Genomic DNA, 13509 nt, shown 5'->3' with positions numbered 1-13509 from the left:
CGACATTCCCTTTACCGCTTACCTGTCAACCCGTGCGTACTAAAACCCCCGTTTAATGTTGATTTTTTGTGAATAAATATTGTGTAAATACAATTAATTTGCGGCAGTAATGATTGTCATCCGTGCATCAAGGCGGTAGATATGTCGAATAAATGAGCATTACTTCTCAAAAAAACAGCCTGATACGGTTTTTACCAGGTGAAATGGTAAAAGAAAAGGCAAATATATCAATTATAATCAATAAGTTAATTCTATCCTGCAAATCGATGATTTACCTTGTGAACTAAATGTGAAATTATTGTTCACTATTTGCTCTGGGGGGGAACTATGTTGAATACGCTGCAACATTCGGTAGTACATCGGTTACCGCATAGTTATCGCTGGTGCTCCGGCCATACAGGTTTGGTTCTGGAACCCCTGGCGCTAAATCACCTTAACAGTGACGACGACCTTATCGGGTTGCGTTTGCTCAGTCACACTGGTGCCAGTGCCTGGGAAATTATGCAGAAAATTGAAGCAGCGCTGGCAGAAATTCGCCTGGTGTGTTCGGTGGTGGAATGGGAAGGAGAGCCTTGCCTGTTTGTTTACCGCGCCGATGAAAGCTCGACCACCTGCCGCCTGAAGAATTTTGGTGTGGGTATTGCCGAGCCATTTGTTTCTGAGCGCTTGCCCTGCTAACTATGCCAGAGCCAGTAGCTCTCGCGTGTAGCGCTGACTGGCCGCATTAAATATCGTTTCGCAGCGCCCCTGTTCCACCACTTCCCCCTGACGTAAAACTACCAGCTGATGACACAGCGACCGAACTATCCGCAAATCATGGCTGATAAAGATGTAGGCCAGCCGGTGCTGCTGCTGCAGCTTCTTAAGTAGCTCAAGGATCTGTTTCTGCACCGTACGATCAAGGGATGACGTGGGTTCATCCAGAATAATCAACTGCGGTTGCAGAATAAGTGCCCGGGCGATGGCAATACGCTGTCGCTGCCCGCCGGAAAACTCGGAGGGGTAACGCTGGCGCGTCGCCGGATCGAGTCCGACCTCTTCCAGCGCGGTAATCACCCGCGCTTCCCGCTCGGCGGCATTCAGGTGCGGATGATGTACCTGCAGGCCCTCGGCGATGATCTGCAATACGTTCAGTCGGGGATTAAGCGCAGAGTTGGGGTCCTGAAACACCACCTGGATCTGGCGGCGCACCGGCAGCATTTTTTTTCGCCGCCACAGATGCAGTGGTGAGCCATTAAACCAGATCTCACCTTGTGAGCCGATCAGGCGTAGTAGCGCCAGGGCAGCAGTACTTTTACCGGAACCGGATTCGCCGACCAGCCCCAGGCTTTCCCCCGGACGCAGCGTAAAGCTGAGTGACTTTAGCGCGTGATGATAGCCCACGGTGCGTTTCATCAGCCCCTGTCTGATCGGAAAAGCCACCTGCAGGTTTTCAACACGTAGTAAAGGCGCTGCCTGCTCATCAGCCGGATCGGGATAACCTTCCGGCTCCGAATTCAGCAGTTGCCGGGTGTAAGGGTGCCGGGCCGCGTTGAACAGCTCCCGGGTGGCGCGGTGTTCCACCGCCTTGCCGTGGCGCATTACGCTAACGTTGTCGGCGATTTTGCGCACGATATTCAGATTATGGGTAATGAACAGCAGCCCCATATTTAGCTCTTGCTTCAGCTCTTTCAGCAGGGTAAGGATCTGCGCCTGCACGGTAACGTCCAGCGCGGTGGTTGGCTCATCGGCAATCAGCAGCTCGGGCTGTGTCAGTAGCGCCATGGCAATCATCACGCGCTGGCGTTCACCGCCGGAGAGCTGATGCGGATAATCATGCAGGCGTTTAGCTGCCTGGCGGATCCCGACCCGCTCCAGGCAGCTTAGCATTTCACCGCGCGCGGCTTCACGCCGCATTCCACGATGTAGCGACAGCACCTCATACAGCTGCTTTTCAATATTATGCAGCGGATTCAGCGAAACCATCGGTTCCTGGAAAATCATCGCTATGCGGTTGCCACGCAGGCCGCGCAGCGTACGTTCATCGGCGTGCAGCACGCTCTGACCGGCAAACAGAATATCGCCCTGTGGGTAAACCACTGGCGGTGTTGGCAGCAGGCCCATCACCGACAGGGCAGTGACGCTTTTCCCGCTGCCAGACTCGCCGACCAGCGCCAGCGTTTCTCCGGCATCCACCGACAGCGACAGCCCGTCAACCACCTGGCGTTGCTCGCCCTGCTGAAGGAAAGCGATACTCAGATCCTTAATCGAAAGAAGCGCCATATCAATACACCTTGCCCGGATCAAAGGCGTCGCGTACCGCTTCACCAATGAAGATTAACAGCGACAGCAGGATCGCCAGCGTGAAGAAAGCGCTCAGACCCAGCCAGGGGGCCTGCAGATTATTTTTGCCCTGTAGCAGCAGCTCACCCAGTGAAGGCGATCCCAGCGGTAAACCAAAGCCGAGGAAGTCCAGCGAGGTCAGAGTAGTGATCGAACCGCAGAGGATAAACGGCAGATAAGTCAGGGTAGCCACCATCGCATTAGGCAGCATATGGCGAGAGATAATGCGCCAGTCACTGACGCCCATCGCCTGAGCGGCGCGAATATAGTCAAAATTGCGCGTGCGCAGGAATTCGGCGCGTACCACGCCAACCAGGCTCATCCAGCCAAATAGCAGGGTGATGGCCAACAGCCACCAGAAACCGGGCTGGATCACGCTGGAAAGCAGGATGATTAAGAACAGCGTTGGCGTGCCGGACCATACCTCAATAAAGCGCTGTCCCCACAGGTCAACACGGCCACCAAAATAGCCCTGCACCGCTCCGGCGAAGACACCAATCACGCTGGAAGAAAGGGTGAGCATCAGGCCGAACAGCAGTGAAATTCGCGTACCGTAAAGAATACGCGCCAGCACATCACCCCCTTTATCGTCAGTACCCAACCAGTTTTGCGCAGAAGGCGGCGAAGGGAAGGGAGTGCGGGTAGCGAAGTTAATGGTGTCATCGCTGAAGCGGACGGGCGCCCAGACAGCCCAGCCATTCTGCGCCAGACGTGATTGTAACCACGGGTCCTGATAATCTGCGGGCGTCGCCAGTGGCCCGCCAAAGTCACTCTCCTGATAGTTCACCAGCAGCGGGAACCAGGTGTTCCCCTGGTAATGCATCACCAGGGGTTTGTCATTGGCCAGCAGCTCCGCGCCAAGACAAAGAATAAACAGCAGCGCCAGCATCCACAGCGACCAGTAACCGCGACGGTTGTGTTTAAAGCGCGCCCAGCGTGCCTGATTAATCGGGTTTAACCGGCTCATTGGCGGCCCTCAAAATCAATGCGCGGATCGACCAGCGTATAGATAATATCGCTCATAATATTCAGCAGCAGTCCAATCAGGGTAAAAATATACAGTGTGGCGAACATCAGCGGATAATCTCGCTGGATAGTGGCGTCGTAACCCAGCAATCCGAGGCCGTTCAGGGAGAACATCACTTCGATAAGTAGCGAACCAGTAAAAAACATACTGACGAAGGTCGCCGGGAAACTGGCAATGACCAGCAGCATGGCATTACGGAATACGTGACGATAGAGGATTTTCTTTTCCTCCAGCCCTTTGGCGCGTGCGGTTACCACGTACTGTTTACGGATCTCATCCATAAATGCGTTTTTGGTCAACATGGTTAACGTGGCAAAGCCACCGATGGTGGTAGCCAGCACCGGCAGGCAGATGTGCCACAGATAGTCGGTTATTTTGCCGTACCACGGCAGGCTGTCGAATTGAGGCGAGGTCAATCCGCGCAGTGGGAACCAGTCGACATAGCTGCCGCCAGCAAATACCACGATCATGATATTGGCAAACAGGAATGCCGGGATGGCGTAGCCGATGATAATCAGCGTGCTGCTCCAGATATCAAAGGCGCTGCCGTTACGCACCGCCTTTTTAATCCCCAACGGGATTGAAACCAGATAGATAATTAGCGTGCTCCACAGCCCAAGTGATGCCGAAACCGGCAGGCTCTCTTTGATTAACTGAGTAACCGAACTGCTGCGAAACAGGCTGTCGCCAAAGTCAAAGCGCAAATAGTTCCACAGCATAGTGAAATAACGCTCATGCAGCGGTTTATCAAATCCGTAGCGTTTGGTTATCTCGGCAACGATTTCCGGATCCAGACCGCGCGATCCGCGATACTGGCTGTCGCCCGGCTGGGCTTTCAGCGCGCCACGCCCGAGCGCCGAACCTTCTGCGGTAGCGCCGGGCATGCCGCTGGTTTGACCAAACTGGATGTTGGCCAGCGCCTGGTCTACCGGCCCCCCTGGTGCGACCTGCACAATAAAAAAGTTAATAGTAATGATCGCCCACAGGGTGGGAACGACTAATAATAAGCGACGGACTAAATAAGCACCCACGGTCAGGCTCCTTAACGACGTTGTGCCGGCAACCGGGCGGCTTTGTTGGCATCAAACCACCAGTTATCGAAGCCTTGCGCATAGGTGGGGCGTATAACTGGCATGGAAAATTTATTCCAGTAAGCGAAGCGATCGTTAGCGGTGTACCACATCGGGATCATATAATAATTCCACAACAGCACCCGGTCCAGCACCCTGGCGAGCGTTAACAGCGCGTCTTTATCGCCCTGATGTTGAACAATCTGGTCGATCAGATTATCGACCAGTGGGCTGCTTACCCCCGGGGTATTCCATGTGGAATTGATATAGGCCGATGCCCAAAAATCTTTAAGTTAGTATCAGGAGTGGCAAAAGCGAGGTAACGCGTTGGCGTCATATCGAAGTCGCGCTTGCGTAAGCGTGCCAGATACTGTGAGCTGTCCACCTGGCGCAGATCGATCGTTATGCCGATGCGTGCCAGATTATGCTGATACGGAAGCACCCATGAATAGCTGCCACCGCCCGGTAACAGCAGTTCGAAACGCAATGGTTGACCGCTTTTCATGTTGACCAGCCGCTGATTTTTCAGCTCCCACCCCGCCTGCTTCAGCAAGGCCAGTGCCTGTAACAGCTTCCCGCGATCGTAGCCTGAACCATCGGTCTTCGGCGGTTGATAAATTCTGTCGAGCACTTCCGCCGGATACTGCTCTTTTAACGGTGCCAGAATGGCCAGTTCTTTCGCATCGGGATAATCGCGCGCCGCAAATTCCGTATTCTGGAAATAGCTGTCCACACGTTTATAAGCGTTATAAAACAGCGCTTTATTCATCCATTCGAAATCAAACAGCAGCGATATTGCCTCGCGTACTCGCCGGTCGGCAAATTGCGGATTCTGGATGTTAAACGCCAGCCACTGAGTATCGGTGGCAACAGTATCAGGCTGTTGTTGTTTAACGATATAACCGTCTGCAAAATTGCTGCCGGAATACTGGGTGGCCCATTTTTTGGCGGAGCCTTCGCGACGGAAATCGAATGATCCTGCCTTAAACGCTTCAAAGGCGACGTTATCATCCAGATAGTAGTCGTAGCGGATGCGGTCAAAGTTATAGCGGCCTTTATTCACCGGGAGGTTGGCTGCCCAGTAATCCTTTACCCGCGAATAGGTGACTGACTGGCCCATTTTCCAGGCGGTGATGCGATAAGGCCCACTTGACGGCGGCGGGGTTGGCAGCGGGTCGGCAAGATTGTGATCTGCCCAGAATTTTTTGGGGTAAACCGGTGTGGAAAGCAGGGAGAGCATCTGGTCGCGATCGGCTTTGGGCAAATCAAAACGCACCGTTAGCCGGGAAGTCACCTTAGCCGTCACGCCCTTATAAAACAGGCGGTATTGAGGGGTTCCCTGGGTCATAAACATATTGAAAGTGAAGACCACATCTTGAGCGGTCATTGGGGAACCATCCTGAAAACGCGCCTGGGGATTGAGGGCGATTTCTACCCAGCGGTAGTCGTCCGGGTAGCGGGCAAAGAGCGCAATCAGCGGGTAGAGGCTACTCGCTTCATCGTCTGAAGAAACAAACAGACGGTCATACAGCGTATCAGTGCCGATGCCGGGATTACCACGTAGCGCCGAACGGTTGAAGTTATCGAAGGTCCCTATTGCGGAGAGCGTCACCGCGCCGCCTTTTGGCGCAGCCGGATTGGCATAATCAAAATGGGTAAAGCCGTTGGCATACTTTGCCGTACCAAGCTGGGCGAAGCTGTAGCCCTGATTGATTTTTTCAGCGTGAAGATAGCCAGCGGACAGGCTGAGCAGGGCAAGGACAGCAATACGCACGATCATGATTTGACTGGCTCCGGCAGTGATGGATTCTCTATCTGTCATATAAAATGTGTTGCTCGGGTAATGAGATTAACCGCAATTTTTCATCTGCTTGGCACGCGCGAAATGTCCGTGTCAGCGCAATCCAAAGCAGGATCTGGCCACTGAATGTAATACTCGGTTAGCCGCGCCACGGTAAGAGGATGGCTATACAGGTAACCTTGCAGATGAGTGACCCCACGATCAATCAGCCATAGAGCCTGCTCCCGGGTTTCAACACCTTCCGCAACCGTTTTTAAATTCAGTTTGCTCGCCAGCGCAAGCACCGTATCAAGCACCTGAGAAGTCACCGATTTGATGCCGATACTTTGCACAAAACCGCGATCTATTTTGAGATAGTCAAAGTGAAACTTTTCCAGATAAAGCAAAGCGCTGTGACCGGTGCCAAAGTCATCAATGGCAATTTTGATATTTTGTTCACGGATCCAGTCAAACATTTCATTGGCGTTGCTTTCCGAAACCATCGTGCGTTCAGTCATTTCAAAGACATACTCGAAATGATCAACGGGCATCATCGCCAGCCATTCATACACATCGTTGCGGAAGCCGGGGCTTATCAAGTGATTAGGGGAGAGATTAAGCCCCAATTGGGTTCCGGCTGGCACCACATGGCGCAAAAACTGGGCGTCCTGAGCAATCAGGGTAAACAAATGGCGCGTGAGCGGCACAATCAGGTTCTGCCCTTCGGCATAGCTGATAAATGCATCGGCTGGCACCGGCCCCTCGGTGGGATGGGTCCAGCGCAGCAGCGCTTCCAGCCCGAAAGGTTGAGCGCTGTTGGTGGCGATAATGGGCTGGTATTCAACGTGGAACTCACCACGCTTGATCCCCTGTAATATCTCTCTGCCGGGCCGCGAACGTAATGTAAATAACAAATAGCAGCCGCAGGCGACAGTTATCCCGAGTAACAGCCCGGCCAATACGATAATGTGCAGGTCGCGGTTGGGCAGCGTTTCACCGTACAGGAACAGCGTTATTGGGTAGCCGGGAATGACAACACGCCGGAGCGGATCTGGCGGCAGCGCACGCGCATTCACGACCTGTTCGTTCCAGGTGGTGATGGCCGTATCACCGGTGACAATGGCCACTCCGCAATTCTCATGCTGACGTGATGTCAGCAGCAGATAGGGGGCCATATTTATATTCAGGGTAGTCAGAATACCGCTGCCGGGAAGAGCGGCGTTTTTCAGCCATAGCATCATAGCAGGTTTACCCTTTAACATTGGCGTACCTGAAATCAGCTGTGTATCCGTTGCTTCATTTGCATTTGTATAAGGGGATATTTTACGGATGTCCATGTTCATCGCGCCGGTAGCCGATGAACAAACGACAACATTGTGATTGACCAATAAAATAGCGCGGATATTGGAAGTAAATGCTGCCCGCTCGGCTAAGTTGTCGCGTACACGGTCGCAGTTGGCATTCGTTTCCGCCTGCAAAGGCAGCAGGGTTTGCTGCAACTCCCTCATAACGTGGATGAGGTAGTTCTTGCTATAGTTGACCAGTCGGTCGTGGTCTTCAGAGCGTTGGTAACAGGTAAGGGCTATTGAGCAACAGACAAAAAGCAGGAAAACAACAAAGCCGATACTCACACTCAGAAAGGTGACTCTGCGCGGCTGGATAACATGCCGTCTGACGGTGGTAGATAATGGCATAGAGTCATTTCTCTTGTTTTAGCCTGTATCGGGTGCAAATTACTTACGCGATCGTCATTGAACGAGGATATAACGCAGTGGACAGTTTGTCTCTAACTTATTGAAGCTTATCAATACCTTTAAATCTTGTTACGCCTGAGCATTGTAAGCAGAAAAGACGCAACCGTCTGGTGTTGTCGGACAAATACGCGGACATCAACATCGAAGACAGCCCGGGCAATAAAAAAAAACGCTGCCACAGGCAGCGTTTTTTTTTCTCGATTTCGCAGAGTTCAAGGGATTGAAATCAACTTTGCGTTTTGCTCAGTACCCGACGTGCTTCGCGATATCGGCTTTTCCAATAGGAGTCGTTCAGGTTCGAAATCATTACGCCACTGCTGGTAGAGGCATGGACAAAATTATCGTTACTGAGATAAATACCGACATGACGGCCGGTGCTTCCGGCACGAAACATTACTAAGTCGCCGGGACGCAGTTTGCTGCGCTGAATGCTTCTACCCGTGTCTTCCTGCTGATACGTTGAACGTGGCAGTTCCAGAGAAAACTGTTCACGGAACGTAGTCTGGACGAAGGCGGAGCAATCAATACCGCGTTTACTGGTACCGCCAAGCCGGTAGCGTACACCTTTCCAGCTGGCATATTGATCCATCAGGCGGGATTTGATATCCACGTTCTGAACCATCTGTTCGAATTCATCCTGAGACGCTTGCAGTAAAAAACCATTTTGACTTTTCACTGCATGAGTATCAGTTTGTACGTTGTGTCCGCTGTTCGAACTACATGCTGACAACAGTGTCGCTAATGCGACAGCGGGGAGTGCCCGCAGGATATATCTCAGGAAAGGTTGAGACGTGACCATTATATGTGTGATCCCTTGAAGTCCTTAACGACGAAGTCGTTAGAAAATGGCGAAGACGAAACGAGATTAAATGAGTACATCGTGGTAAGACAATTGGTAAAAAGTTAAGAAGTGTAAATAAGCGCACTTCAAAACGTAAATTACCGCAATAATTTAGTCTGCATTATCTAACCGAAGTCGAGGTTACCCGATCGCAAGCCGCAAGGCGAGAGCTTTTAAGTACTTTCTTAGGTTTTTTCCCTGTGAAATGACAATGTCATAAATTAGCTACAATAACGTTGTCAATTCGCGCTATTGAACCCGTCTGACGGCAATTCTAGCGCGAATGAGGAATGGGGTGGCGCATGACAGGCCCGTATAAAAGAAGGAAGAGGCAATCAGCCGCAGGCGATGAAATGTGGCTGCCAGCAGCGCGAAAGCCGCTAACGGCGTTTGTTAAGCTGGTGCAGCGGGCCACGGAAACACTTGCGTCCGCTGCGGGCGATATATTATTTCAGCGGTTTATATTTTCCCGGCAAATTACGATATAGCCAGTTCACCAGATAATCGCTGGCCGGGGTAAGCAGCCACCAGCTCATGCCAACCAGCGCAATCGACAGCGATCCGACGGCAATATCGGTAAACCAGTGTGCGCCGATCATGACGCGTGGCAGGGCAAAGAGCAGCACAATGAATACTGCGACAGCAAAAGCGCCACGGGTGAAATAGCGCAGCATAAAGCAGGCGAATATCATCAGCATTAAGCCGTGGTCGCCTGGGAAACTGTCAGCGGCAGAATCTTTGGTCGCAATGCCGGTCAGCTCTGCGACATGGTTCACGTCCGGGAAGAAACGGGTTGGGCTGGGGTGCGAAACGGGGATCAGATGACCGAGCTGGTTCAAACCTATCGCACTGATAAGCATAGTTATACCGATGGCGAACATGCGGCGACGCCCGGCGGGCGTCTCCCGTCGCCAGAACCAGAAATACAGTCCTCCCATCGCCAGTAGCGATACGCCGTCGAAAGCCCGGAAATTGGTCATCGCCACCAGCCACAGCAGGGCCGGACTGGTGACCATATGCGTGTTGAACCAGTAGAAAATCGTTTTATCAATGGTGAACCACAGGCCATGATCGGCTGGCAGATACCAGGAATAAAACAGCAGCAGCCCGGCTGTATTTAGCAGCAGGATGAGCAACATACGTTTAACAGTCATATCTGTTCAAAATCTTCAGAAAAGTCGTCATTTGAGTATGCGCGAGATAATAAACCAATATTGAAGCGAGAACTTTGCAAAAAATTCCAAAAGCGTTCAAGACTATCACCTTAAACGCAAGACGCCACCGGCGATGGCGTCCACAGGGCTAGTCCGCGCGGCTCATATAACGGCGTTCCGGAATATGAATGCGAATTTTGTCCCCGTTACTGAGGTACTCAGGCACCTGAATAATCAGGCCGGTGCTCATGGTGGCCGGTTTAGTGCGAGCACTGGCCGAAGCGCCTTTTATGCCCGGCGTGGTTTCGACAATTTCCATGTCTACCGTTTGCGGCAGTTCCAGCGCCAGGATTTGTCCATCCATGGTCAGGACCTGGATGCCCGGAATGCCTCCTTCAGGCAGGAACAGCAGTTCTTCTTCAATCTGATCCTGCTTGAAGTTATATGGGGTGAAATCCTCATCATCCATAAACACATATTCGTCACCATCAATATACGAGAAGGTCACCTGACGTCGGCTCAGGGAGATGGTGTCGATAATCTCATCGCCTTTGAAGCGCTCTTCAACTTTCAAACCGCTACGGATGTCGGTGAAGCGCATTTTGTAAAGCGTGGACGCGCCACGGGCGCTCGGGCTTTGCACGTCAATATCCTTTACTAACAGCAGCTTGCCGTTAAGGTTGACGGCCATGCCCTTTTTAATTTCGTTGGCTCTTGGCATAAAACAGGTCTCGCGTACAGGTAAGTGGGAATTTATTGCGACACGTTACTCGCGCCCGCGTCGCCAGGCAAGATCTGCCTGTGTCATCCAGAGTAAAGAGGATCTTTTTGCATGATGATATGATGAGTATTCGCCCTGACGGGCTGCTATTATCGCGCTTTGCTTAGAGAGGTCAGCCGTGGAGTGTCGAGCCGCATGTGGGGCCTGTTGTACCGCCCCTTCAATCTCATCGCCTATACCCGGTATGCCGCATGGCAAGCCGGCGAACACACCTTGCGTCCAGCTGGACGCTCAGTTGCGCTGCATGATTTTTGGCTCCGCGCTGCGGCCAAAGGTCTGTGTCCGGCTACAGCCGCATCAGGAAATGTGCGGCCGCAGCCGCGAGCAGGCGATGGTGTTCCTGCTGGATCTGGAGGCGCAAACGGCTCCCTGAAGATGCCGGCGTGCGCGTCACCTGTCCGCCGCTGTAATCCTCGTCGCCCAGGCTTATCGCGCTTTTAACAAGGATCAGCCACTCCTGGCGAGGCTTCAGTTTTCATTTCTGACAAGCGCATTTTTCCGAAAATGCGCAATAAAATGTGCTGGCTGTCAAAAATCTGCTAAGTGGATTACGTTAAAACTTGCAACGAAACTGATAACCGTAACAAAATCATTGAAACGTTTCAGCGCGGTCTCTTCAGGTTATTACTGACGTGGTTGCGCTTTTTTTCTCAAATAAGCTGAAACGATTCAAATTCAGCAACGGGGAGAACTATGTTCCAGCTAGAACTCAATGCCATCAAGCCCGGAGCACGGGCTGGCGACAAACAGGATGCTATTCGTCAGGTTGCTGCGGCATTAACCGCTGCCGGAAACGTCGGCGCAGGCTACGTTGACGGTATGCTGGCGCGTGAGCAGCAAACCTCTACCTACCTGGGCAATGGTATTGCTATTCCGCACGGTACAACCGATACCCGCGATCTGGTGCTGAAAACCGGTGTCCAGGTGTTCCAGTTCCCGCCGGGGGTTGCCTGGGGCGATAACCAGACGGCCTATGTGGCGATCGGCATTGCCGCAAAATCAGATGAGCACCTGGCGCTGTTACGTCAGTTGACCCATGTATTGAGTGATGACAGCGTCGCGGAACAGCTTAAAACCACCGATTCAGCGGAAACCTTGCGCAGCATCCTGATGGGTGAAAAACTGGCCGCTGAATTTAAGTTTGATACCTCGCTGATTGCTACCGACGTGGCCGCCAGCGATCTGATGACGCTGCAGGCGCTTAACGCCGGACGTTTACAACAGGCTGCTGCCGTGGATACCTCCTTCGTTACCGGCGTCATTTCGGCTAAACCACTCCATCTCGGCCAGGGCATTTGGCTAAGCGACTGCGCTGATGGCAACCTGACCAGCGCCGTCGCGGTCAGCCGTGCGGCTAAACCTTTCGATGTCCAGGGTGAAGCGGCAGCGCTGTTGATCACCGTCTCCGTTGCCGATGACCAGCCGATGAACGTGCTGAACTACTTAAGCGAGCTGCTGATCAAACAGCAGGCCGACCGCCTGTTAAGTGCAGATGCTGCCGGCATTCTGGCCCTGCTCACCAGCGAAGTGGCTGAACAGGCTGATGCGGTGAGCGAAGAGTTTACCATCCGCAACGAGCACGGCCTGCATGCCCGTCCGGGCACCGCGTTAGTCAGCGTCATCAAGCAGTTTAACTGCGATGTCAGCGTGATTAATCTCGACGGCAGCGGGAAACCGGCCAACGGCCGCAGCCTGATGAAAGTCGTGGCGCTGGGCGTGAAAAAAGGTCACCGTCTGCGCTTTACCGCCAGCGGCGAAGATGCGCGCCGGGCGCTGGATGCAGTCGGTGAAGCCATCGCCGCAGGCCTGGGCGAGGGGGCAGCATGAGCAGACGCGTAGCCACCATCACTCTTAATCCCGCCTATGATCTGGTGGGATATACCGCGGAAATCGAGCGCGGTGAAGTTAACCTGGTGAAAACCACCGGGTTGCACGCGGCAGGGAAGGGGATTAACGTTGCCAAGGTGCTGAAAGACTTGGGTATTGACGTCACGGTCGGCGGTTTCCTGGGGAAAGAAAATCAGGACGGCTTCCAGCTGCTGTTTAGCGAACTGGGCATCGCTAACCGCTTCCAGGTGGTGGAAGGGCGAACCCGTATCAACGTCAAACTGACGGAAAAAGAGGGCGACGTAACCGACCTGAATTTTTCCGGTTTTGAGGTGACTGTTCAGGACTGGGAGCGTTTTACCACCGATTCACTGACCTGGCTTGGCCAGTTCGACATGGTTTGCGTCAGCGGCAGCCTGCCGGCTGGGGTCGATGCAGATGCCTTCACCGCGTGGATGACCCAGCTCCGCAGCCACTGCCCGTGTATCATTTTCGACAGCAGCCGCGAAGCGCTGGTTGCCGGACTGAAAGCCGCTCCCTGGCTGGTAAAACCTAACCGCCGCGAACTTGAAATTTGGGCCGGACGCAAATTACCGACCTTACAGGATGTGATCGCCGCCGCCCATGCGCTGCGCGAACAGGGTATTGCGCATGTGGTTATTTCGCTGGGTGCCGAAGGGGCCTTGTGGGTCAATGCCTCCGGCGAATGGATGGCGAAGCCACCCGCTTGTGAAGTGGTGAGCACCGTAGGGGCGGGCGATTCTATGGTCGGCGGGCTGATTTACGGACTGCTGATGCGTGAATCCAGCGAGCACACGCTGCGCCTGGCGACCGCCGTGGCGGCGCTGGCCGTCAGCCAGAGCAATGTTGGCGTGACCGATCGCACGCAGCTGGCTGCGATGATGGCGCGTGTCGACTTACAACCTATTAACCACTGACAGCAGGAGACACAT

Annotated in this window: 11 protein-coding genes and 1 pseudogene; 4 read left to right on the top strand and 8 right to left on the bottom strand. The window is 53.3% G+C overall.

Annotated elements, in window-relative coordinates; translation table 11 throughout:
- The first annotated feature begins 327 nt into the window (after positions 1–327).
- A complete protein-coding gene (locus JGC47_RS10985) occupies positions 328–678 on the top strand; it encodes a YejG family protein (RefSeq protein ID WP_004158473.1) in 351 nt (116 codons plus the stop codon).
- Here the strand turns inward: JGC47_RS10985 and yejF are convergent, their stop codons facing one another.
- From yejF to yeiP, 8 genes and pseudogenes are all read right to left on the bottom strand, one after another.
- Positions 679–2262 (bottom strand): microcin C ABC transporter ATP-binding protein YejF, encoded by a 1584-nt coding sequence (gene yejF, locus JGC47_RS10980; protein ID WP_004158472.1) that lies wholly within the window; start codon positions 2260–2262, stop codon positions 679–681.
- Position 2263: 1 nt separating this feature from the next.
- The gene (locus JGC47_RS10975; RefSeq protein WP_004158469.1) at positions 2264–3289 is read right to left on the bottom strand and encodes an ABC transporter permease; all 1026 of its coding nucleotides are present in this window, start codon (positions 3287–3289) and stop codon (positions 2264–2266) included.
- Positions 3286–4380 carry a microcin C ABC transporter permease YejB gene (locus JGC47_RS10970; protein ID WP_004158468.1) on the bottom strand — a complete coding sequence of 365 codons (1095 nt, stop codon included), beginning with the start codon at positions 4378–4380 and terminating at the stop codon, positions 3286–3288. The genes JGC47_RS10975 and JGC47_RS10970 overlap by 4 nt, the downstream gene beginning before the upstream one ends.
- 11 nt (positions 4381–4391) lie before the next feature.
- Positions 4392–6199 (bottom strand): annotated as a pseudogene (locus tag JGC47_RS10965) (extracellular solute-binding protein).
- Between the two features lie 83 nt (positions 6200–6282).
- The gene (locus JGC47_RS10960) at positions 6283–7893 is read right to left on the bottom strand and encodes a cyclic di-GMP phosphodiesterase (protein WP_004158464.1); all 1611 of its coding nucleotides are present in this window, start codon (positions 7891–7893) and stop codon (positions 6283–6285) included.
- A gap of 286 nt (positions 7894–8179) precedes the next feature.
- The gene (gene mepS / locus JGC47_RS10955) at positions 8180–8752 is read right to left on the bottom strand and encodes a bifunctional murein DD-endopeptidase/murein LD-carboxypeptidase (RefSeq protein WP_004158446.1); all 573 of its coding nucleotides are present in this window, start codon (positions 8750–8752) and stop codon (positions 8180–8182) included.
- Positions 8753–9240: 488 nt separating this feature from the next.
- The gene (locus tag JGC47_RS10950; protein WP_004158445.1) at positions 9241–9948 is read right to left on the bottom strand and encodes a phosphatase PAP2 family protein; all 708 of its coding nucleotides are present in this window, start codon (positions 9946–9948) and stop codon (positions 9241–9243) included.
- Between the two features lie 148 nt (positions 9949–10096).
- Positions 10097–10669, bottom strand: coding sequence for an elongation factor P-like protein YeiP (gene yeiP, locus JGC47_RS10945; protein WP_004158444.1), 573 nt, complete (start codon positions 10667–10669; stop codon positions 10097–10099).
- A 178-nt stretch (positions 10670–10847) separates the two neighbouring features.
- Here yeiP and JGC47_RS10940 point away from each other — a divergent pair, with 178 nt between their 5' ends.
- The 3 genes from JGC47_RS10940 to fruK all read left to right on the top strand — a co-directional run bounded on the left by JGC47_RS10940 (position 10848) and on the right by fruK (position 13494).
- Positions 10848–11102 (top strand): YkgJ family cysteine cluster protein, encoded by a 255-nt coding sequence (locus JGC47_RS10940; RefSeq protein WP_004158442.1) that lies wholly within the window; start codon positions 10848–10850, stop codon positions 11100–11102.
- A gap of 320 nt (positions 11103–11422) precedes the next feature.
- A complete protein-coding gene (gene fruB, locus JGC47_RS10935) occupies positions 11423–12556 on the top strand; it encodes a fused PTS fructose transporter subunit IIA/HPr protein (RefSeq protein WP_004158440.1) in 1134 nt (377 codons plus the stop codon).
- Complete coding sequence (gene fruK, locus JGC47_RS10930; RefSeq protein ID WP_004162458.1) at positions 12553–13494, top strand: 1-phosphofructokinase; 942 nt, start codon at positions 12553–12555, stop codon at positions 13492–13494. Before fruB ends, fruK begins: the two co-directional genes overlap by 4 nt.
- Positions 13495–13509: the final 15 nt, after the last annotated feature.

Source organism: Erwinia amylovora, assembly GCF_017161565.1.
In the GTDB taxonomy this organism is placed as follows: domain Bacteria; phylum Pseudomonadota; class Gammaproteobacteria; order Enterobacterales; family Enterobacteriaceae; genus Erwinia; species Erwinia amylovora.
The sequence above is the reverse complement of the archived record's forward strand: the minus strand, read 5'-3'. Positions and strand labels throughout refer to the sequence as shown.

Excerpts from the sequence above, each read along its gene's own strand:
- JGC47_RS10960 (WP_004158464.1), bottom strand. The coding sequence starts at position 7,893 with ATGCCATTATCTACCACCGTCAGACGGCATGTTATCCAGCCGCGCAGA.
- fruB (WP_004158440.1), top strand. The coding sequence starts at position 11,423 with ATGTTCCAGCTAGAACTCAATGCCATCAAGCCCGGAGCACGGGCTGGC.
- yeiP (WP_004158444.1), bottom strand. The coding sequence starts at position 10,669 with ATGCCAAGAGCCAACGAAATTAAAAAGGGCATGGCCGTCAACCTTAAC.
- JGC47_RS10975 (WP_004158469.1), bottom strand. The coding sequence starts at position 3,289 with ATGAGCCGGTTAAACCCGATTAATCAGGCACGCTGGGCGCGCTTTAAA.
- fruK (WP_004162458.1), top strand. The coding sequence starts at position 12,553 with ATGAGCAGACGCGTAGCCACCATCACTCTTAATCCCGCCTATGATCTG.
- mepS (WP_004158446.1), bottom strand. The coding sequence starts at position 8,752 with ATGGTCACGTCTCAACCTTTCCTGAGATATATCCTGCGGGCACTCCCC.
- JGC47_RS10985 (WP_004158473.1), top strand. The coding sequence starts at position 328 with ATGTTGAATACGCTGCAACATTCGGTAGTACATCGGTTACCGCATAGT.
- yejF (WP_004158472.1), bottom strand. The coding sequence starts at position 2,262 with ATGGCGCTTCTTTCGATTAAGGATCTGAGTATCGCTTTCCTTCAGCAG.
- JGC47_RS10950 (WP_004158445.1), bottom strand. The coding sequence starts at position 9,948 with ATGACTGTTAAACGTATGTTGCTCATCCTGCTGCTAAATACAGCCGGG.